Source organism: Leptolyngbya sp. FACHB-671 (assembly GCF_014695745.1).
Lineage (GTDB): Bacteria > Cyanobacteriota > Cyanobacteriia > Elainellales > Elainellaceae > JAAUTN01.
In genome coordinates this window covers 24,569-44,539 of sequence record NZ_JACJOV010000134.1, presented here as the reverse complement: position 1 = coordinate 44,539, position 19,971 = coordinate 24,569, and the positions used below count along the sequence as shown (strand labels likewise).

The 19,971-nt window shown below is 50.1% G+C and carries 19 protein-coding genes; 7 read left to right on the top strand and 12 right to left on the bottom strand.

Features of this window, described 5'->3' with window-relative positions; genetic code table 11:
- The first annotated feature begins 491 nt into the window (after nucleotides 1-491).
- Together groES and groL are read left to right on the top strand one after the other, a co-directional pair.
- Nucleotides 492-803 (top strand): co-chaperone GroES, encoded by a 312-nt coding sequence (groES, locus tag H6F93_RS20660; protein WP_190641783.1) that lies wholly within the window; start codon nucleotides 492-494, stop codon nucleotides 801-803.
- 131 nt (nucleotides 804-934) lie between these two features.
- Nucleotides 935-2,569: a chaperonin GroEL gene (groL, locus tag H6F93_RS20655; RefSeq protein ID WP_190641782.1), complete on the top strand. Its 1,635-nt coding sequence runs from the start codon at nucleotides 935-937 to the stop codon at nucleotides 2,567-2,569.
- A 62-nt stretch (nucleotides 2,570-2,631) separates the two neighbouring features.
- Here groL and H6F93_RS20650 read toward each other — a convergent pair whose 3' ends face one another.
- The 6 genes from H6F93_RS20650 to carA form a co-directional block, all read right to left on the bottom strand.
- A complete protein-coding gene (locus tag H6F93_RS20650) occupies nucleotides 2,632-4,074 on the bottom strand; it encodes an FAD-binding domain-containing protein (protein WP_190684705.1) in 1,443 nt (480 codons plus the stop codon).
- A gap of 166 nt (nucleotides 4,075-4,240) precedes the next feature.
- Nucleotides 4,241-4,465: a hypothetical protein gene (locus H6F93_RS20645; RefSeq protein ID WP_190684702.1), complete on the bottom strand. Its 225-nt coding sequence runs from the start codon at nucleotides 4,463-4,465 to the stop codon at nucleotides 4,241-4,243.
- Nucleotides 4,466-4,964: 499 nt separating this feature from the next.
- Nucleotides 4,965-5,153, bottom strand: a complete 189-nt coding sequence (locus tag H6F93_RS20640; protein ID WP_190684699.1) for a hypothetical protein — start codon at nucleotides 5,151-5,153, stop codon at nucleotides 4,965-4,967.
- Between the two features lie 26 nt (nucleotides 5,154-5,179).
- Nucleotides 5,180-5,317: a hypothetical protein gene (locus H6F93_RS20635; RefSeq protein WP_190684696.1), complete on the bottom strand. Its 138-nt coding sequence runs from the start codon at nucleotides 5,315-5,317 to the stop codon at nucleotides 5,180-5,182.
- Nucleotides 5,318-5,327: 10 nt separating this feature from the next.
- Nucleotides 5,328-6,137 (bottom strand): inositol monophosphatase family protein, encoded by an 810-nt coding sequence (locus tag H6F93_RS20630; protein WP_190684693.1) that lies wholly within the window; start codon nucleotides 6,135-6,137, stop codon nucleotides 5,328-5,330.
- 17 nt (nucleotides 6,138-6,154) lie between these two features.
- Nucleotides 6,155-7,315, bottom strand: coding sequence for a glutamine-hydrolyzing carbamoyl-phosphate synthase small subunit (carA, locus tag H6F93_RS20625; RefSeq protein WP_190684690.1), 1,161 nt, complete (start codon nucleotides 7,313-7,315; stop codon nucleotides 6,155-6,157).
- Between the two features lie 246 nt (nucleotides 7,316-7,561).
- On the opposite strand from carA, the gene H6F93_RS20620 reads away from it, so the two are divergent.
- Entirely contained in the window at nucleotides 7,562-8,479 is a 918-nt protein-coding gene (locus H6F93_RS20620) for a retropepsin-like aspartic protease family protein (RefSeq protein ID WP_190641776.1), read from the top strand.
- On the opposite strand, the gene trpD is transcribed toward H6F93_RS20620, so the two are convergent.
- The 3 genes from trpD to acsF form a co-directional block, all read right to left on the bottom strand.
- Complete coding sequence (gene trpD / locus H6F93_RS20615) at nucleotides 8,476-9,585, bottom strand: anthranilate phosphoribosyltransferase (RefSeq protein ID WP_190684687.1); 1,110 nt, start codon at nucleotides 9,583-9,585, stop codon at nucleotides 8,476-8,478. The genes H6F93_RS20620 and trpD overlap by 4 nt on opposite strands.
- 136 nt (nucleotides 9,586-9,721) lie before the next feature.
- On the bottom strand, nucleotides 9,722-11,356 hold the full coding sequence (locus tag H6F93_RS20610; protein WP_190684684.1) for an alpha-amylase family protein: 1,635 nt from the start codon (nucleotides 11,354-11,356) through the stop codon (nucleotides 9,722-9,724).
- A gap of 398 nt (nucleotides 11,357-11,754) precedes the next feature.
- Nucleotides 11,755-12,831: a magnesium-protoporphyrin IX monomethyl ester (oxidative) cyclase gene (gene acsF / locus H6F93_RS20605; protein WP_190684681.1), complete on the bottom strand. Its 1,077-nt coding sequence runs from the start codon at nucleotides 12,829-12,831 to the stop codon at nucleotides 11,755-11,757.
- Between the two features lie 336 nt (nucleotides 12,832-13,167).
- On the opposite strand from acsF, the gene H6F93_RS20600 reads away from it, so the two are divergent.
- Together H6F93_RS20600 and H6F93_RS20595 are read left to right on the top strand one after the other, a co-directional pair.
- Entirely contained in the window at nucleotides 13,168-13,563 is a 396-nt protein-coding gene (locus H6F93_RS20600) for a CsbD family protein (RefSeq protein ID WP_190684678.1), read from the top strand.
- Nucleotides 13,564-13,874: 311 nt separating this feature from the next.
- On the top strand, nucleotides 13,875-14,633 hold the full coding sequence (locus H6F93_RS20595) for a helix-turn-helix domain-containing protein (protein ID WP_190684675.1): 759 nt from the start codon (nucleotides 13,875-13,877) through the stop codon (nucleotides 14,631-14,633).
- Nucleotides 14,634-14,647: 14 nt separating this feature from the next.
- Here H6F93_RS20595 and H6F93_RS20590 read toward each other — a convergent pair whose 3' ends face one another.
- The 3 genes from H6F93_RS20590 to H6F93_RS20580 form a co-directional block, all read right to left on the bottom strand.
- Nucleotides 14,648-15,436 carry an SDR family oxidoreductase gene (locus H6F93_RS20590; protein ID WP_190684673.1) on the bottom strand — a complete coding sequence of 263 codons (789 nt, stop codon included), beginning with the start codon at nucleotides 15,434-15,436 and terminating at the stop codon, nucleotides 14,648-14,650.
- Between the two features lie 73 nt (nucleotides 15,437-15,509).
- On the bottom strand, nucleotides 15,510-17,669 hold the full coding sequence (bchD, locus tag H6F93_RS20585; protein WP_190684670.1) for a magnesium chelatase ATPase subunit D: 2,160 nt from the start codon (nucleotides 17,667-17,669) through the stop codon (nucleotides 15,510-15,512).
- A 58-nt stretch (nucleotides 17,670-17,727) separates the two neighbouring features.
- The gene (locus tag H6F93_RS20580; protein ID WP_190684666.1) at nucleotides 17,728-18,324 is read right to left on the bottom strand and encodes a hypothetical protein; all 597 of its coding nucleotides are present in this window, start codon (nucleotides 18,322-18,324) and stop codon (nucleotides 17,728-17,730) included.
- 479 nt (nucleotides 18,325-18,803) lie between these two features.
- Here H6F93_RS20580 and H6F93_RS20575 point away from each other — a divergent pair, with 479 nt between their 5' ends.
- Nucleotides 18,804-19,067, top strand: coding sequence for a ParB N-terminal domain-containing protein (locus H6F93_RS20575; protein WP_190684663.1), 264 nt, complete (start codon nucleotides 18,804-18,806; stop codon nucleotides 19,065-19,067).
- Nucleotides 19,068-19,177: 110 nt separating this feature from the next.
- Nucleotides 19,178-19,666, top strand: coding sequence for a Dps family protein (locus H6F93_RS20570; RefSeq protein WP_190641766.1), 489 nt, complete (start codon nucleotides 19,178-19,180; stop codon nucleotides 19,664-19,666).
- The last annotated feature ends 305 nt before the right edge of the window (nucleotides 19,667-19,971 follow it).

Sequence of the window (19,971 nt, the reverse complement as noted above, 5' to 3'; positions counted from 1 at the left end):
TCCACACTTAGGGTGTCAAAGGCAGCTTGAGCTAAGTCCAGTAAATTTGTTGATGTTGATTGAAAAAACACATTTATCCAGGTAGAAAATTTAGCTTTCAATGTTTACAAGTAACTCAAGATGAGCTATCGAAGGGTTTCCAGCAGAAGTAGCGAAAATTATGAAGTTAAAGATGTCTTTAAAGCTACGTAGGCAAATCTTTACTTCGCCCCTTCTAAAACACTCGATCTATGCTCAGTTCGGGAACCCGTACCGAAGAAATCGTTAAATTGAGTTGCGATCGCCTCTGTCGTTCGGTACATTAGCACTCAGGAGTTGAGAGTGCTAACTCTGGTTGCAGTTGGCTGTCAGCCATCGCTCAGTCTTCAGGCAAAATCTGTTCAATGCCTTGTTTATAGGGCTGTTGAGCTGTCCTGGACAGTTGAGTCGGAGCGCTAGCCGCTGAACCTTAATCCCCTTCATGAAGTTATTTATTGTCTGGAGAGCTTTGTATGGCAGCAGTATCCCTGAGCGTTTCTACCGTTAAACCACTAGGTGAGCGCGTTTTCGTCAAAGTAAGTGCGTCTGAGGAGAAAACCGCTGGCGGTATCCTTCTGCCTGATACCGCGAAGGAAAAGCCCCAGGTTGGAGAAATCGTTGCAGTTGGCCCCGGCAAGCGGAACGACGACGGTTCTCGTCAGGAACTAGAAGTCAAAGTTGGAGACAAAGTTCTCTATTCCAAGTATGCCGGAACTGACATCAAGCTAGGCACCGAAGAATTCGTACTGCTAGCTGAGAAAGACATCTTGGCGATTGTTGATTAATGAGTTCTTGAATGATGAGCTATGAGTTTTGAACCATTTCAGATTTATTTCGACTGAGAGTAGCTCAAAACTCAAAACTCAAAACTTTCCAAATCCACCTCCACAACTAAGAGTTCAAAGCTGAAGAAACTATGGCTAAGCGCATCATTTACAACGAAAACGCTCGTCGTGCCCTAGAAAAAGGAATCGATATTCTGGCTGAAGCAGTTGCTGTTACCCTCGGTCCAAAGGGACGCAACGTTGTCCTAGAGAAGAAGTTTGGCGCTCCTCAAATCGTTAATGATGGTGTCACCATCGCCAAGGAAATCGAGCTAGAAGACCACGTTGAGAACACGGGCGTTTCCCTGATTCGTCAGGCAGCCTCCAAGACCAATGACGCAGCTGGAGACGGTACCACTACTGCAACCGTGTTGGCTCATGCAATCGTTAAAGAAGGTCTGCGGAACGTGGCGGCTGGCGCTAACGCAATTTCTTTGAAGCGCGGTATCGATAAAGCGACTGCTTTCTTGGTTGAGAAGATTGCAGAACATGCTCGTCCGGTTGAAGATTCCAAGGCGATCGCTCAAGTTGGTTCTATCTCTGCTGGTAACGACGATGAAGTGGGTCAGATGATCGCTGACGCAATGGACAAAGTCGGAAAAGAGGGCGTAATTTCCCTGGAAGAAGGCAAGTCCATGACCACCGAACTGGAGGTTACAGAAGGGATGCGCTTCGATAAGGGCTACATCTCTCCCTACTTCGCAACTGACACCGAGCGGATGGAAGCAGTTCTGGATGAGCCTTTCATCCTGATCACTGACAAGAAAATTACCCTGGTACAAGACTTGGTGCCTGTGCTAGAGCAGGTTGCTCGTTCGGGTCGTCCTCTGCTGATTCTGGCTGAGGACATTGAAAAGGAAGCGCTGGCTACCCTGGTTGTAAACCGTCTGCGCGGTGTGCTGAATGTGGCTGCGGTGAAAGCTCCTGGATTTGGCGATCGCCGTAAAGCGATGCTGGAAGACATCGCCGTTCTCACCGGCGGTCAACTGATCACCGAAGATGCGGGTCTGAAGCTCGATAACACCAAGCTAGAGATGCTGGGTAAAGCCCGTCGCATCACCATCACCAAAGACACCACCACCATTGTGGCGGAAGGCAACGAAGCACCAGTCAAAGCTCGCGTTGAACAAATCCGCCGTCAAATGGAAGAAACCGAGTCTTCCTATGACAAAGAAAAGCTGCAAGAGCGTTTGGCTAAGCTGTCTGGTGGTGTAGCAGTCGTCAAAGTCGGTGCTGCAACCGAAACCGAAATGAAGGATCGCAAGCTGCGCCTGGAAGACGCAATCAACGCGACCAAAGCTGCGGTTGAGGAAGGCATCGTTCCTGGCGGTGGCACCACGCTGGCTCACCTCTCTCCTGAACTCGAAACCTGGGCCAACAGCAGCCTCAAAGATGAAGAGCTAATCGGCGCAAACATTGTGGCGCGTGCGCTGGCTGCTCCGCTGAAGCGGATTGCTGAAAACGCAGGTCAGAACGGTGCGGTGATTGCTGAGCGCGTTAAAGAGAAAGACTTCAACGTTGGCTACAACGCTGCTACCAATGAATTCGTTGACCTGTTTGAAGCTGGCATCGTTGACCCCGCGAAAGTGACCCGTTCTGCGCTGCAAAACGCGGCTTCGATCGCAGGCATGGTTCTAACCACCGAGTGCATTGTGGTTGACAAGCCCGAGCCCAAGGATGCTGCTCCCGCAGGTGGCGGCGGCATGGGTGGAGACTTCGACTACTAAGTTTCACTAAGTTAGCTAAAAAAGGAGGAAGGGCTAAGCCCTTCCTCCTTTTTTTGGATCTTTTAGGATGATTGCTGCTTTTGCTGTTGATAGATTTGCTTGAACAGGCTCTGCTGTTTTCTGTGATCCACAATTGGGTGCGGGTAGTTGCAGCGATCGCGCTCCTCGGCTGGGATTTCACCTGTCACTAAAAACTCAGTGTCAACGCTTCTTAACTCCGGTAGCCATTCGCGAATGTACTCGGCTTCTGGGTCAAACTTCTTAGCTTGACTGGCGGGGTTAAAAATTCGCAGTGGTTTGGGGTCCATGCCGCTGGAGGCACTCCACTGCCAGCCGCCGTTGTTGGCAGACAGGTCGGCATCATAGAGCCTTTGCATGAAGTATTTCTCGCCACGACGCAAATCAACCAGCAAATCTTTGGTCAGAAAACTGGCGACAATCATGCGGCAACGATTATGCATCCAGCCCAACTGATTCATCTGGCGCATCGCTGCATCGACAATCGGGTAGCCTGTCATGCCTTCACACCAAGCTTGAAAGTGTGCCTCGTTATCACCCCAAGGAAAGGTTTTGAACGGTTCCCGAAAGGCTCCTTCTGCCAATGACGGAAAGGCATACATGGCGTGCTGATAAAATTCTCGCCACGCCAATTCTTGCTGCCAGGTTTGAATGTTACTGGCGGTTTCGTCACTGCGACTGCGCTTTAAGGCGGTATCGGCTGCAGCCCAAACGGTACGCACACCAATCGTGCCAAATTTCAATGCAGCACTGAGGTGAGATGTACCGGAGACAGCAGGAAAGTTTCGCTGTTCTTTGTAGTCATCGATCGCCTGTTCTCGTTCGCAAAAGTCTTCTAGCCGCTCTTGGGCTGCCTGCTCTCCAGGGGCGAGCAAAAGCTCATTCTCCCACTCAAATCCCAGATCTTTAGCAGTAGGTAAGTCAATGCTGCCAGCCTGCTGGGCAGCTTTTTGTTCGCTGGGTGAAAGTCCTTCGGCTGCTTGCAGCGTTTCCACAGGGTCCATTTTTGCTTTGGCTCTCCAGTTGCGCCAAAAGGGAGTATAGACCGTATAAGGTTGCCCCGCGCCCGTGACAATCTCCTTGGGAGAATGCAAAAGCTGATCCCAAAAGGTTTGGAGCGGAATGCCAACTTGCTTGAGTGCCTCACTAACGGTGCGATCGCGCTCTCGTCCATAGGGCTCCACCCCCCGATTGCAAAAAACTGCTTTGGCATTCAGCGCTTTCGCTAAGGTGGGAATGGCTCGCACAGGCTGATCGCGCAAAATAATTAGCTGGCTGCCTGCCTGAGTGTAACGATCGCCCAGTTCCCGTAGGCTACCCATCATGTAAGTTACTCTGGCTGGGGCAACATCGTCTCGCTCCAAAATCAGTGGATCTAGGCAAAACACACCTACCACTTTTTGACTTTGCTGACGCGCCGCAGCTAAACCGACATTGTCAGAAATCCGCAGATCTCGACGGTGCCAGAACAAAATTAGGTCAGACATTAAGCACGCAAATAATTAACTCTCTTTGCCAGAATATAGCAATTGAAAACACGGATCTTGTTGCCACCTTATTGGCGCAGCACCTCAGCGCTAGTTGCTTCAATTAAACAGAAGGGAGGGCTAAACCCTCCCTTCTTCTGTCCTAATGAGCTCACACCCATGCTTTTTACCGAGTACCAGAACCCTGGCTAGTTGTTGGACCACCATTGTCTGGTGGCTGATAAGTTTCGGAACCGAAAACTGGTTTGGGCAGCAGGTCTGTTGCAAAAGTTTGACTAGCCAACACGGTGGTAGCCCGAAGAGAAGTGTCTGCTACAGCGTTTGGCAGAATTACAGCCTGCGCTCCAGCGACTAAAGCGATCACCCCTACTAATTTGAGCAAAGTTTTCATACACCCCATAACAGAACAGCCTATTGCACTGTAAGTTTAACCGGCTACAAGAAAACAAAAATCAACAGCAGATCCACTGAATCACATCAACTAAAAGAAATCCGTGGAACTACACTGTTTCTAAAATTTTCCTTAAGCCTTTATTTCTAGTGAAACTACCGCGTACTAAAGTTCATAGGTCTAGAAGTGAAGGGGAAGAGCAATCTCTTCAAAGTACGTATTCAACTGCAAATCTACCTAAACCTAGCGTCGAGTCTAGCCGCTCAGCTTCTTGTGTCCTCAGTAATATCTTTTTTCAACAGTGATTTCAATGAGAGAGATCACAACTCCAGAAAATCCTTAAAGATCTAGAGAACTTTGACCAAAATTATTAAGCTTGAGTCAAGCAGTCTTGTGTCAACGCTACCGTAGCCCAGTCAAAAACTTATCCAGTCAGCCTAAAGGATGATTTTAGAGGACGCCTCCCTCAATCAGGTGAGGAATGCGTTTTGAGGTAGAACTAGTAAACGTCCAAATATTCCTGCTTTTCCCACTCCGTAATGGGATCATGGAACCGCGCTAATTCAACTAATTCAAATTGCTTTGTTGTGAAAAGGTAACAAAACTCTTCACCCAGCAGCGATCGCATTTCTGCCTCGTTTCCTAAGCCGTCTAGCGCTGCTTCCAAGGCTTGAAGAAATTTGGGCAAATTGGAATTATCTTCGCTGAGTTCATCTACGGAAGACTGTAGTTCTCCTGCTGCTTGATTCCCAGTACACTAGCAGCCAGAGTAGCGACGGCAGTCAAATAAGTCCTAATGAATTTTGCGCCTGGAAATTCCGTTTCCAGGCGCAAAATTTGTTTGAGGTTCAAGGTTGGAGGGTTATGGATGCCCTAAAAACTGCACAAGGGGTTTGAAGATGGGAACCAGGTCGGCGCGACTGACGACCAGAGTGGGGTAGGAGCGATCGCTATAGTCTTCGCCTGGTTTGAGCGGGAAGATTTGTTGGTCGTCCAGGGCTACCCAGGTTGCCCCTGCAGCTTGGGCGATCGCCCAGACTGCGGAAATGTCCCAAATCTTTGGAGTGGCTTCGACTCCGCCTAGTGCGGCTCCGGCTGAGACGGTGAGCAGGTTGTAGGTGGCAACTCCTAACATCCGGGCTTTGCAGGGCAGGGGTTGTTTGAATACGTCGGTGCTGCGGGCACAAAGGTTAAACAGGTGGGTGGGAGAAGGATCTTCGGAACTCGCCTGAATCGGTTTGTGGTTTAGGAATGCGCCGGTTGGGCCAGTTAATCCAGACGAGCCGTACCAGAAGCCGTGGAAAGAGGATGCAAGTGGGGGCAGGTGGACATAGCCAAATACGGGAGTTCCCTGGTAAAGCAGTCCCAGGGAAATGCCCCACAGTGGAATGCCACGTGCGTAGTTGGTGGTGCCGTCGATGGGGTCGATGATCCAACACCAGTCGTTATTCGGGAAGATGTGTTCGACTTCTTCACTGAGAACGCCATGCTCGGGAAAGCGGGTGGCGATCGCTTCCCTCAGTTCGGCATCTGCCCACTGGTCAGCCCGAGTCACCAAGCTGCCATCTGCTTTTTCTGTCGCCTGAGACTGCCCAAAGCTGCTCAGAAGCTGTTGACCCACTCTGTCCGTCAGGTCTTCTGCAAAACCAAGAACGTCTGCCCAAAAATCCATCCTTCATCCCTCATCTTTTATCCTTTCCCTGCCTCCGCTTTTTGCCCTCGCATTGACTGAACAAACTGCTCAAACAGATAGTCTGCGTCGTGCGGACCAGGGCTGGCTTCTGGGTGATACTGTACCGAGAATAGCGGCAGGGTTTTATGACGCAATCCAGCAACGGTACGATCATTCAAATTTAGATGGGTGATTTCAATATCTGCCTCAGGAATAGAATCAGGGTCGATCGCAAAGCCGTGATTTTGGCTGGTGATTTCAATGCGCTGGCGCAAACCTGCGGGCTGGTTTAAGCCACGATGCCCAAACTTTAGCTTGAAGGTTTCTGCACCCAAGGATAAGCCCAAAATCTGATGTCCCATACAGATGCCAAAGACAGGCTTTTGACTGGCTAACAGAGCCTTCGTTGTTGCAATGCCTTCAGCAACAGCCGCCGGGTCGCCAGGTCCGTTCGAGAGGAAAATGCCGTCTGGGTTGTATTTGAGAATGTCTTCGGGTGGTGTGTCTGCAGGAACGATGACAACACGACAGCCGTAGCTGGCTAGACGACGCAAGATGTTGCGTTTGATACCAAAATCGATCGCCACAACCGTAAGCTGTGGGGACGTCTCAGTCTCCTGGGTGGGTCGAAATTCCCAAATGGGGCTGGTGGGGTCAGACCATTCATAAACGGTCTGGGTGGTGACTTGGCTCACCAAGTTTAGTCCCGCCATGCTGGGAGCTTCTTGAACGCGCAATAGCAGTTCAGTCGGTTCCAAAATTTCGGTAGAAATGGCTCCGTTCATTGCCCCAGAGGAGCGAATTTTACGGGTTAGGGCGCGGGTGTCGATGCCGTAAATGCCAGGAATTTTATGCTGGTTCAGGTAGTCGCTGAGCGATTGGGTGGAGCGCCAGTTGCTAGGCTGATGACAAATATTGCGAGCGATCGCGCCTTTGACCTGAGGACCCTGAGATTCATCGTCTTCAGGATTGACTCCGGTATTTCCCAATTCTGGATAGGTAAATGTTACGATTTGACCACAATAGCTAGGGTCGGTGAGGACTTCCTGGTAGCCCGTCATCCCCGTGTTAAATACAACTTCACCGATTGTCGTGCCTGAAGCACCAAATGAATATCCCCGGTAAACTGTTCCATCAGCCAAAACTAGCAGGGCTGGTTGATTGGCAGAAAGTGACATAGACCCTCTCAATAATCTTGATACATCGACCAAATAAACCAAATAACCGAATGTCCAAGTTGCCGCGTATGGAGCAACGAGACCTCATCTAGACTATACGTTAGTGGCAGAAGTTGCTTAGTCAATTAAGAATGCAAAATCAGAAATGCAAACTTAAGCAGGTGAAATTAGAAATAAGGCTCTTCTGTTGGGGCATTTTTAGCTTTATTGTGACTGCCTTCGTGCCAAATTCTACTCCAAACCGATATGCGTCAGTTTCTTCGACCCACTGCAACTCTGCTTTTGCTGTCAGGTTGTGGCATTGTCAGCGTGGCGTGTAGCTCTATCTCTGGCGATCGCTCTACCTCCGTATCAGTGCAACCTGCAACCAGTCCTATTGCGTCACCTGCTCCAGTCGCTCCAATCGCTAGCCCTGCCGTATCCACTCCGCAGCCGCCTGACCCTTACCAACAGGCGATTAGTCGGGCTTCTAGTGCATTCACCATCAGCCAATCGGCGCGATCGCAAGATGATTGGCGACTGGTCGCAAGTCGTTGGCAGCAAGCAATTGACCTATTAGCATCGGTACCTGCTGCCAGCCCCAACCGTTCGCTGGCGCAGACTAAACTGTCCGAATATCGCCGCAATTTGGACTACGCTCAACAGCAAGCCAGTCGTTCTACTGCCCTTGCGAATCCTGATGGCGTAGTGGTGCTTGCCCCTCGCAACCAGCCTGTCAGTCAACAGCCTGCCAGTCAACCTGTTGCTCCCCGTCCTTTCGCAGCGGCACCAGCGCCAGCTTCTTCAGGCGGTGCTGGCGTTTATCAAGTTCCAATTGTGCGACGAGCGGGGGGTACGCCTGTCATCAACGTGACGTTCAATGGCAGTCGGCAGTTTGAAATGATTTTAGACACCGGAGCGAGTGGCACGGTGATTACATCTCAGATGGCGACAGCGCTGAATGTAGTCCCGGTGGGAGAAGCGAGTGTTGATACGGCCAGCGACAGAAATGTGACGTTTCCCCTAGGCTATGTTAACTCTATTGAAGTGGGTGGGGCGATCGCCCAGGACGTGCTGGTTGCAGTCGCAGGACCCAACTTGGGGGTAGGGCTGCTTGGACAGGACTTTTTTAGCCACTACGATGTCGTAGTCCGTCAAGATGTGGTGGAATTTCGAGAGCGCTAACGCAAAAATTTAACAAGCTGCTCTAATTTTGCCCAGGCGGCACCGCTTTGCAGAATTTCTCTAGCCTGCACAACTCCCTGTGCATAAATCTCGGCAGGTGCGGAAGAAATTCCGGAGTCACCTGGAATTGCCCCTCCAACTTTTAGCGCTAGAGCTGCATTCAGCGCTACTACGTCTTGCTGGGCTGGAGTTCCTTTGCCCTGAAGTACAGAGCGCAGAATTTCAGCATTTTCTTCAACTTCTCCTCCTCTAAGGGCGCTAGTCGGCGCGGGGATCAGTCCTAACTGCTGTGGATCAAGTGTGATAGAGCAAATTTTGCCATCTTCTAGAACCGCTAAATGACTCACATCTGCTAATCCTGCTTCATCTAGCTTTTCTCGCCCATGCAGCACGATCGCCTGTTCCTTGCCAAGCTGCTGCAACGCTTCTGCCATTACCTCAACCAAAGCAGGACTAAACACACCAATGACCTGTCTGCTAGGCCCCAGTGGATTGACTAATGGACCCAACAAATTAAAGATCGTTCGCACCTTCAAAGTTTTTCGCAGGGGTGCGACATATTTCATGGCTGGATGCCAACCTGGGGCAAACAAAAACGTGATCCCCACCTCTTGCAAAGCCGCTCGCGCTGTCTCAGGATCAATATTCAAGTTGATCCCCAGTGCTTCCAGTACATCGGCTGAGCCGACTTTACTAGAAGCAGACCGATTGCCGTGCTTAGCAACAGGGATACCGGCGGCGGCAGCAACAAAGGCAACCGCTGTGGAAATGTTAAAGGTAGAAGCCCCATCGCCTCCGGTGCCGCAAGTATCAATCAAGGGTGCAGAGAGGGAGGGAGCCGTGCCACCGCCTAGGGACTGCGCCTGTAACACCTGCGCCATGCCGCTCAACTCTGATGCAGAAACGCCCTTTGCCTGAATTGCCGCTAGAATTGCTCCCGATAAGACTGGGGCGATCGCCTCCGTCAGCCAACCCTGCATCAATGCTGCTGCCTGAACCGTAGAAAGCGACTGACCATCCAAAATTTGTTGCAGCAAAGCAGACCAATCTTGAGCAATATCTGCTGTAGCAACATTTGATGCCGAGGACTGAAGGGGGGTACTCATAAGCAGCCTAAAGGTAAGTCGTACTGGCTAAAGATGGGAATTTACTCCATCAGACAGAAGCGTTATCTATAGTACCGCCTCCTGTTGCTAATTGGCTGTCCTTCCTTTATTCCTCATCCCTCATCTTTCGGGCTTGTCAAAGGTGATATCTCCCAATCCGAAACCAGCGATAGCCATAGCCATCTAGCTCGACTTCATGGGAATTGCCCTCAGATTGTTGGTAAGGGCGATCGCCTAGCAAATCAATCAGCCGATCTTCGTTCTCCTTTAAATTCAGCGTCACGCTGCAGGCTTCTCCAGCTAGATTGTGAACTGCCACCACCGCTCCATCCTGCCAATCACAGCGATGGGCAAAAACAGAAGGATGATTCGTTCCAATAATTTGCCAGTCGCCCCAACCAAATTCTGGGCATTCCTTCCGCATTCGAATTGCCCGCTCCATCCAGTTGAGGAGTGAATCCGCATCCCGCCGCTGAGCAATCACGTTCAAATGCTGGTAACCAAACTGATCGTCCGAAATCACAGGACGAAACAGTTGTTCTGGTGGTGCTGTTGAGAAGCCCGCATTGGCTTCACCTGACCACTGCATCGGAGGACGAATCGAATTTCGTTCCTGTTGTGACAGGTCATCACCCAAGCCGATTTCTTCCCCATAAAACAGCACAGGCGTTCCTGGCATCGTAAAAATCAAGCTGTAAGCCAGTCGCAACCGCCGTGGATCGCCCTCCACCATAGGCGGAAAGCGGCGACGAACTCCCCGGTCGTAAATCCAAACTTCCTCCTTATCAAGCTTGAACTTAGTCAAAATTTCTTCTTGCTGCTCGTCCGAAAGTTTGTCTAGTGACAATTCATCATGGTTGCGGACGAAGTATGCCCACTGACCTACTTGAGGAATTTCGGGCGGCGCTTTCAGACCCTCGATCAGTGGTGCAGCTTCTTCTCGGGCAAGCGCCAAAATCAAATACTGATTTGCCATGAAGTGAAATAGCATTTGCATTTTGTCGCCATCGCCAAAGTAGTGCTGCACATCCTCCATCGGTACATTTGCCTCTGCCAGAATGATCGCATCACCTCGCCGCCAGGAGAGGAATTGCCGCATCTCTTCTAGATAGGCGTATTCGTCTTTAGAACTACCGTGAACACGCTTCAACTCAACCAGGAAAGGGGCTGCATCCAGGCGAAAGCCGGATACCCCTAATTGCAGCCAGAACCCCATAATCTTCTGAATTTCCTGCCATACTTTGGGGTTTTCGACGTTTAAGTCTGCTTGATGCTCATAAAACTGGTGAAAGTAATAAGCTCCGGCTTCTTCACTGTAAGTCCAGGTGCTGTCTTGCACGCCTGGGAAAATTACGCCCTTGTCAGCATCTTCAGGTTTTTCGTCCGCCCAGATATAGAAGTCACGATATTTTGAATTCTTGTTTTTGCAGGCTTCCTGAAACCAGGGATGCTCAATTGAGGTGTGATTGACTACTAGATCAATGATTACCCGCATTCCGCGTTCGTTTGCTTGGCGGGCAAACTCAACAAAATCACCCAAAGTTCCTAATCGCGGATCGACATTATAAAAGTCTTTTATGTCATACCCGTTATCGCGATTTGGGGTTGGATAGAACGGCATCAGCCAGATACAGGTAATTCCTAAGCCTGCAAGGTAATTTAGTCGCTCAGTTAGCCCTTCAAAGTCACCAATGCCATCGCCATTTGCATCCATGTAAGTTTCGACATCAAGGCAGTAAATAATAGCGCTCTTGTACCAGAGGTCTAACATAAGGACACCTATGACTCGGCAATGTTTAAATCAGCGATATTTGCAGCTATGCGAAGCTTTGTGCGATCGCAAAACTGGCGATCGCTCACCCTAAAGCGCAACTATTTGCAATTGATTTCACGCTTAATCTAGACGCGAAGCTAGGGCATCAACAATCACCCTGACCAACCCTGGCAGTCTTACAAACCCAGCTTATACTCTCGTCTTTAAAGCCTTATTTCTTCCCACTTCCGACAGAAAAGATTGAATCTTGATAGATCTTTATCCCGCTTGAGGAAGATAAATTTCTGTTGATGGTTCCCTGTTTGTTGTTGTCGAAGGGCATTGATGAGTCAAAAAGACTACAAAAAAGCGGCTCTGATTTTGACAGAGCCGCCTTGTGTGAGGGGTAAAAGCTATTAGCGGACAGAGCCTTCTAGCTTGGCTGCGTTGATGGGCTTCATGAAGTAAAGCCGAACCAACTGCACCGCAGTTGAGGCGTAGAGAGGCAGCTTTTGGAAAAACTGGAGGAATTTGGGAGTGTTGGAAGTGGCGATCGCGCTCAACTTCACATTATTCTCCGCACAAATGTCCAGTAGCCCAAAGAAATCTGGATGATCAACATTCAGAACCACTGGGAAAACTCGCGCTGAGGTTTCGTTGGTCTTCTGAATTACATGAATGTCATACTCACGAGCGTCTAAACCGAGTGACCGATAGAAGCCAGAGCGCTGAATGTCATTCAGGTACATGGTCGCAAATACCGACAGCAAGAAGAAGCGACACCACAGTCTTGCTCTCCAATCGTTGAGAAACTGAGGCTGAGACTTCATCAACGCGTCAAAGAAGTCGCCGTGACGGTTTTCGTCCTGGCACCAGTTTTCAAAGAATCGGAAGATCGGATAGATCCGATCTTCGGGGTGAGCTTCCAAATGGCGATAAATCGTGATGTAGCGCCAGTAGCCAATCTTCTCAGACAGGTAGGTGGCGTAGAAGATAAATTTTGGCTTGAAGAAGGTGTAGCTACGGCTCTTAGTCAGGAAGCCTAAATCGAGCGACAGGTTAAAGTCTGACAGCGCCTTGTTGAGGAAACCAGCGTGACGAGCCTCATCGCGCGACATTAGCAGGAATCCTTCCGCCAATACCGGATTTTTGTCTTTGAGCTTGCGAGCCAGTTCTTTATAAAGCAAGAAGCCAGAAAACTCGGCAGTGCAGGAGCGCTCTAAAAACTCGATGAATAGCTGTCGAGTTTCGCCATCTAAGTGCTCCCAAGATTGCTCGAATTCGGCATCTCGCACGAAATGGTGACGATTGTAGTCAACGCGAAACTCTTCTAAAATCGCCTGAAGTTCCGCTTCATTGACGGAGATGTCCATTTTTGCCATCTCGTCAAAGTCTGTCGTGTAGAAGCGAGGAGTCAGGATGGTTTCTTTTGCTGGAGCTTTCACTCCAGGTCGGATTTCTTCAACACTAGGTTTTTTTAGAGAATCAACCATTGGTATTTCTATTCACCTATGATTCTGCACGAGTTAACGCACGGTTTTAGTACAGCCGCAAAGCCAGGTGCAGCAATTTTCTTGTGTCCTTAGTCTACCAAGCTCTTTGAGAGCAACAAGGCTATCGATGTTAAGAGTTGCTACGCCAGGTAAAGACATACTGAGTTGCGCTTCAAGCTCGCGATCGCCCTCAAGGTATAGAATCCATGAGCCTTTCAGCAGATGTCCATAGCTGCGAAGGAGCAGTAAAGTTAATAATTAGGGATGCCTCTACAATTTCAGCTTGCTGTTCGCTCTCACTATCGACTTTCATCGTTAACTTAAGTTGAGGCAACTATGAATTTACTCCAGCGCAGCCGTAAAGTTTTTGCCAGTCTTATGCTGGCCTTAGTCTTAGCGCTCGCCACTGTTTGGGTGATTCCTCAAGCGATCGCATCTCCTTTGATGGCAGCTACCCCCAGCCAGATCGCTGCTAGAGACGACGCTGCTACTAGCACTGGCCTTGAGCGGCGAGTCAAAGCAACGGGAAGGGCGCTTGAGGGCCGAGTCCAGCGGGGCATTGGAGACGTCACTGATAGTCCTGCTAATCAGATTGAGGGTCGCACCAAGCAGTTTTCGGGTGGAGCCCAGAATCGGGCAGAAGACTTGGGTGATCGAGTCAAAGACGCAGGTCGTGGTGCGCGAAATGAAACTGGAAACTTAGTGGATCGAGTCAAGGACTTCTTTGATTAAATTTTTCCTTCTTTGACCAAAATTTTCTCCTTCAGATTTCTCCATCTAATCAAGATTGAAGATCAATCTGAACTCCTTTGAGGAAGCGGAAGCAGTGGAAAAGCCACGCTTTCGCTTCCTTTGTCTTTGAGAATAGATCTTCTGCCTGAATTGCTGGTTGAGACGTAGATGACAGTTCGGCTCACTGCGCTACTATTCATGCAAAAGGTCTAACTTAGTTGGGTATGGACTAGTGGAGAATATAAACTGAAGCACAGTAGGCTCCCTGTGTCATATTTCAGATATTCGTTTCCAAGTTCAAGGCTGCGCTCATGTCTTTACAAGAGTCTTCGCAAGTGTCGCCTCAAGACATCTTGGCACTAGCTAAACAGGGTCATCCCAAAGTGATTGCTGCAATCATGAATCATTCTACTAAGCAGCGCAATATCAAGACACAGGTGGCAAGAAAAGAGGACTGTCTGTATGTGTTGCTAGAGGCAGACTGGGTGCCCGATCAGCAAGCAATGGTGGATTTTGTCCGGGATGGCATTGAAAAACTAAAGGTTGAACCTATCAAGACAATTAAGGTTTTTGGCCGCCAGATGGGCGATAACTCTGTAGCATGGAATCAAGAAATCCAGTTAGAGAAAAATTCCAGTTCCACCTACTCAGAAGCCAGCACGGTGACTCAATCGACTCAGCCTTTTTCAACTTCTCCCTCCCCAGATACGGTAGAGGCGATCGCCCCCGCTCCTCCTGTCATTCAGGAACCTACTAGCGGTGAAATTGCCCCCGTATCTACAGACACCGCGATTCAGGAAACTCAAAATCTGCTTAGACGACCTGAAGCAGTCGTTCTGGTCATTTTTGTCGGCGTTGTCTTGCTTTGGCAGCTCTATTTGGCACTGATCGAAGAGGTTGCTCCAGAGGGCTATCTCTCCAGCTATCAGCTAGCTCAGCGCTTGGGAGTTAGTGCTAGCACAGTGCGCCGTCGTAAAACTCGGGACGACTTTAGCGCCTGGACTCAGAGCCTTGATCCAGAAGGAATCGCTTGGGCTTATTCTGGCGGGGCTTATGTACCGATGATGTGAAGTCCAACTTCTAGTTAAAACCCAAAGGCTAAAAAGCCTCCATCTACAGCAATGCACTGTCCCGTAATGAACGAGGCAGGCGACATACATAGAAAGGCGACCAGCCCAGCAACCTCGGCAGGTTCTCCAACTCGCCCCATAGGGGTACGAGAGAGAACAGAGGTGAAAAATTCCTCGTTGTTCAGCACGGGTTCCGTGAGCGGGGTGCGAATAAACCACGGGGCGACGGTGTTGACTCGAATGCGATCGCTTGCCCACTCCACCGCTAGATTACGCGTCAACTGCACCAAAGCCGCTTTCGACATCCCGTAGGGAGCACCAGTTCTGATGGCGGTTAGCCCTGCTACCGAGCTAATGTTAACGATGCTGCTGTTTTCTCCCACTTTGAGCAGCGGGTGAGCCAGACGGCAGACTTCAAAAGTTGAAGTTAGGTTTGTTTCGAGAATTCGTTCATATTCCTCGGAACTGTATTCCAGGACTTTCTTGCGAATGTTAGTGCCTACGTTATTGATCAAGATGTCGAGTCCGCCCATTGACTCTGCAATCTGAGCAAAAATGGTTTGCCGATGGTCTGCGATCGCTACATCTGCCGCCAGTCCATAGGCGAGCCAACCGCGCTGCTGCCAGCTTGTCAACTGTTGCTCGATCTCCTTAGCGCTACGGGCAACAATCGTCACCTTTGCTCCAAGCGATAAAAATTCTTCAGCAACGGCTAACCCAATTCCTTTTGTGCCACCCGTAATCAGGGCTTTCTTGCCGCTGAGTAACCAGCGATCGCTTAGCGGTTTCTGCAACTCGTCCACGCTTGCGCCTCAAATTCTTATCTTTAACCTTACTCTGTCTGCTAGTTTTCTCGGGTCGGTTAATTCCTGTCCTTCATCCTTTCATATCTGCGATCGCTCCCCTCGTCATCGCAGCGATCGCCTGATCGGTTGCTTTGGGCAAGTGATAATACTTTCCGCCTGCCTGCTTCGCCAATTCCTTGGCAAATCCAGTTGAGACAAACTTGTTTTCTGTGTCGATCACCAGAAGCTGAATTCCGGTAACACGAACTTTAGCGGCGATTTCCAGCAATTCAGCTTTGATATCAGGCTTTTCACCTTCGGGAATGGTGTCCCCTAGCGATCGCGCCAGCGGTACATTTCCCCGTCCGTCTGTGATCGCTACGACGACCACCTGACCAATGTCGCCCGACTGCTGGGCATTTAGCCCCACCCGAACTGCCTGGGTTAACCCATGCGCCAAGGGCGAACCACCACCACAAGGCATTCGCTCTAGTCGCCTGCGTGCCGCTGCAATGGAGCGAGTTGGCGGTAGCAGCACTTCTGCCTGCTCGCCCCGAAACGGAATCAGCGCCACCTGATCTCGATTTTGATAAGCCTCAGTGAGCAACCGCAAAACGGCTCCCTTGGCAGACTGCATCCGGTTTAGCGCCATTGAGCCAGAGGCATCCACCACAAAAATAACTAGCGCGCCAGCTTTGCGGGCTAGACGTTTAGCGCGAATGTCAGATTGTTCGACAAAGACTCGTTTGGTAGGGGCTGGGGGTTGGGGGTTGGGGATTAGGGGTTGACGAGTGACGGATGCGCGTTGGCTAGATGCCTGTTCGCTGCGTTGACGGCGGGCTTTTTGGTAGGGGGCAGCGGCTCTGAGGGTGGCATCGACAGCAATGCGGCGGACCTGACCTCTGGGCAAGATCGGCTTAACATAGCGCCCCCGGTCTTCTGAGAAAACGATGCTGCGGGAGCCTGATTTGCCTTGGCGGTTTGCCATTTGAGCAAAGTAGAGTACGGACGGGTCAAGGATTACGCCTTCCGGGTCAAAGACAAATTCTTCTGGGACACTGGATGGTTCCTGTTCTTGTTCGGGTTCATCCCTCTCATCTTGTTCGTCTTGCTCCTGTTCAGATTCGTCTTGGGGATCGTCCTGGTTTTGAGGCGGTGGCGGTGGTGGCGGTGACGGTGGTTCTTCAGGGGGTGTTTGCACGACGGTGGAGCGAGGCACAATCACCAGCTCAACTGCCTTTCGTAAATCTTCAGCGTTCACCTCGGTGCGTCCGTCGAGGGCAGCATGGGCTTTAGCGACTCGCAGGGCAAACAATTCTGCCCGATGTCCCTGAACACCACCACGCAAGGCTTCATTCACTAAGTAAGCAATTTGCTCAGACTGAATTTGTACATCTTTGAGCCATTCTCGCGCCAAAATAATCTGGGTTTTCAGCCCGTCAATGTCTTCAGCGTACTGACGCAAAAATTCCTGGGGTGACTCTGAATAGCGAGTGGCTTGCTCAACCGCCGCGACGCGATCATCTAGACCCAGAACGGCATCGGCAGAGAGGGCGATCGCAATTCGGTCAAGCAAATGCTCTCGCAGTTCTCCTTCTTCTGGGTTGTAGGTCGCAATCAGTAGCGGCTTACAGGGATGCTGGAAGCTAATTCCTTCTCGCTCAATCTGGTTGCGCCCTTCTGTCAGCGCCGACAAGAGCAGATTGGCAATCTGATCATCCAGCAGGTTAATTTCGTCTATGTATAGAATGCCCCGGTGCGATTCTGCTAGCAGTCCAGGCTGAAACACCGTTTCCCCTTGCTTAATTGACTGCGCTACATCCACTGAACCTAGCAGCCGATCTTCCGTCACACCGAGCGGAATCTGCACAAATGGAGCCGGAACTACCTCAGTCGGAGGTAGCTCCTGCATTTCCGATTGCTGATTTTCACTTTCCGATTCCCCAATTCCTAATTCCCAATCGCCGATCCCTAGCTCCCGCTTTGCCGTCTCGTCATCCCACTCGTCAGGACGGGTAGGGTCACAGTTGCAGCAGGAACCTTTGACCACTTCAATGGGCGGCAGCAGGGCATGGAGTGCCCGTGCCATTACCGATTTGGCAGTGCCTCGGCGACCTGCAATCACGACTCCACCTAAACCTGGGTCGATGGCAGAAAGCAACAGTGCCAGTTTGATTGCTTCTTGACCCACAACGGCAGTCAGTGGAAAGGCAGTCAGGCTAGGTGAGGCAGAAGTACTGAGCGCAGGCATGATGCGAAATTAGAGAGGGTTCAGCTTTTCAGCTTACCAAGAAAGCTTGTGCCTTAGTTCAAGCGGCAAGATAAGCCAACATATAGCCAAACGTATTCATCACGGCAACGACTGAATCTGGCAACAGCGCTTCTGAGAGGGAAAACTGCCCTTTAAGCTCAATGGTGACTGACGCACTGCTAAGCATAACCGTGTAGCCCGTTTCCTCCTGGTTTGGGTTAGACCAGCTTGTGGCGTTGTAGTTGAGAAATTCTGGATTTCTCAGTAGTCGTTTGAACTGCTCAAGCACGGCAGGTTCAACCTGTCCCATTGGTTGCCTACCGCGATTGGGTTGAAACACAAACATACGTCCGTCTTCCATCAGATGCACTTCTACTTGCTGTTCTGGAAGATGCTCTCGTAGAGGAGGGCGACGCTCAATCATACGAAACAGTACTCCGTCGTCTAACGGCGGCAGCAATTTTTCGTCTGGAATAACTTCAGTGACAATGTCAGGCTGAAGATGGCGATCGAGTTCGGGCAGGGAGATGGTTTGGGAAATTCGATCGCCCCTTCCCTTCTCTGCCTGAACTGCCGGAATAATTGCCGCAAAGGTTAATAGAGTAGCGATCGCCATTCTACTAGCAGCTACCGCAAGTTGTCTCAAATGCTTCATAAAGCCTCTTCTGATCAAAGGCGTACCGATTGACACAAAATTGACTAGCGTATGCGCCAAAATGGGCAGCCCTAACCAGACTAACCCACCTCAATGAAACACATTCGGGACCAATACCGAGAACGCAACATGAAGCGGAACCGTCTACAGTTCCTAAGCTCCTGATAGCAGTGACCAGTCAGGTAGGGCACTGATTGTCTGAAGTTGCTGAGGATTTTTAGAATGTGCGAGGAAGAGAGCCGCAGGGCGTGATCTCCCGGAAGACTTTGAGCAAGGAGCGATCGCTCCTTGCTCAAAACCTAGAATCACTACCGGATCAAACGGTAACCCTTTGGGTAACAAGAACTTCAAACCGCTTTCATCTGCTGAGGGGCTGGGAGCTAGGGCAAGAAGGTTTCCCCTTGCCTTTCATCTTTAACTTGCAACTCGTACTCATAATGAGTATGATTTAGAAAGAAGAGAGCAAAAGTTAAAGCAAGATGGCAAAAGTTCAAGAAATTCCCATCAACCAAATCCGCCGACCTCTATTTCGCCAAAACGACCAGGCTAAAGTTGCCGCTCTGATGGAGTCAATTCAAGCAATTGGTCTGCAAGAGCCGATTGATGTGTTGGAGGTCGAAGGTCAATACTACGGCTTCTCTGGTTGCCATCGCTATGAGGCTTGCAGCCGTTTAGGGCACGAGACCATTTTGTGTAACGTCCGCCGTGCGCCCAAATCTGTTTTGCGGATGCACCTGGCTTAGGTCAGCTTGAACTATTTAATCTCAGAATCACTCTTCAAGAGGCTGTGCGAATTGCATTTTGCAGGTAAAACAGTCATTAACCCCATTTTTTGCTGAATCAGGAGAAACCTATGCAAGCTCAAGAACGTACCGTTCCCGTTGATATCGGCATTAACGAAACAGATAGACATGCGATCGCCGATGGGCTGTCTCGCTTACTGGCAGACACCTACACGCTGTACCTGAAAACCCACAACTTCCACTGGAACGTCACAGGTCCTATGTTTCAGACCTTGCATATCATGTTTGAGACACAGTACACCGAGCTAGCAGTCGCCGTAGACGATATTGCTGAGCGCATCCGCTCCCTCGGATTTCCTGCTCCTGCAACCTATAGCGAATTTGCTCAACTTACCTCCATTCCTGAAACCACTGGTGTTCCTCAGGCAACCGACATGATCGCGCTGTTGGTAGAAGGCAATGAAGCCGTCGTTAAAACCGCTCGTAGCACCTTTCCCGCAGCAGAACGGGCTGGCGACGAATCCACTGCTGACTTGCTAACGGAGCGGATGCGTCTGCACGAGAAAACCGCCTGGATGCTCAGAAGCTTGTTGCAGTAAGAATCGTTGGACAGCTTATTGGCTTGTTTGACTCGTTACCAGGCTCTAGCTTGGTAGCACCAAATTAGAAGTTCTAGCTTCTCGTGAGATTGAAGAAAGCTAGTCCTCTTGGGGAAAAGTTCACAACTGTAGCTTGAGAACTAGAAAGAGATAGAGCGGGGATCGTAATGATGGTTATGATCCCCGCTCTTCTGTTTGAGTTTTAATAATCATGTTCCTGAAAACAATTTGAGCAGGACGATTCTCTCTCTTTTTACGAGGCTTCGCTTTGTAATGCCATGTAGAGGCTCTACCTCTTGCACCTC

Bases quoted from the DNA above. Each gene is read 5' to 3' on its own strand.
- H6F93_RS20595 (WP_190684675.1), top strand. From the start codon at position 13,875: ATGTCTTTACAAGAGTCTTCGCAAGTGTCGCCTCAAGACATCTTGGCA.
- H6F93_RS20650 (WP_190684705.1), bottom strand. From the start codon at position 4,074: ATGTCTGACCTAATTTTGTTCTGGCACCGTCGAGATCTGCGGATTTCT.
- H6F93_RS20575 (WP_190684663.1), top strand. From the start codon at position 18,804: ATGGCAAAAGTTCAAGAAATTCCCATCAACCAAATCCGCCGACCTCTA.
- H6F93_RS20570 (WP_190641766.1), top strand. From the start codon at position 19,178: ATGCAAGCTCAAGAACGTACCGTTCCCGTTGATATCGGCATTAACGAA.
- H6F93_RS20620 (WP_190641776.1), top strand. From the start codon at position 7,562: ATGCGTCAGTTTCTTCGACCCACTGCAACTCTGCTTTTGCTGTCAGGT.
- H6F93_RS20580 (WP_190684666.1), bottom strand. From the start codon at position 18,324: ATGAAGCATTTGAGACAACTTGCGGTAGCTGCTAGTAGAATGGCGATC.
- trpD (WP_190684687.1), bottom strand. From the start codon at position 9,585: ATGAGTACCCCCCTTCAGTCCTCGGCATCAAATGTTGCTACAGCAGAT.
- groES (WP_190641783.1), top strand. From the start codon at position 492: ATGGCAGCAGTATCCCTGAGCGTTTCTACCGTTAAACCACTAGGTGAG.
- groL (WP_190641782.1), top strand. From the start codon at position 935: ATGGCTAAGCGCATCATTTACAACGAAAACGCTCGTCGTGCCCTAGAA.
- H6F93_RS20645 (WP_190684702.1), bottom strand. From the start codon at position 4,465: ATGAAAACTTTGCTCAAATTAGTAGGGGTGATCGCTTTAGTCGCTGGA.
- H6F93_RS20600 (WP_190684678.1), top strand. From the start codon at position 13,168: ATGAATTTACTCCAGCGCAGCCGTAAAGTTTTTGCCAGTCTTATGCTG.
- H6F93_RS20610 (WP_190684684.1), bottom strand. From the start codon at position 11,356: ATGTTAGACCTCTGGTACAAGAGCGCTATTATTTACTGCCTTGATGTC.
- H6F93_RS20630 (WP_190684693.1), bottom strand. From the start codon at position 6,137: ATGGATTTTTGGGCAGACGTTCTTGGTTTTGCAGAAGACCTGACGGAC.
- bchD (WP_190684670.1), bottom strand. From the start codon at position 17,669: ATGCCTGCGCTCAGTACTTCTGCCTCACCTAGCCTGACTGCCTTTCCA.
- acsF (WP_190684681.1), bottom strand. From the start codon at position 12,831: ATGGTTGATTCTCTAAAAAAACCTAGTGTTGAAGAAATCCGACCTGGA.
- carA (WP_190684690.1), bottom strand. From the start codon at position 7,315: ATGTCACTTTCTGCCAATCAACCAGCCCTGCTAGTTTTGGCTGATGGA.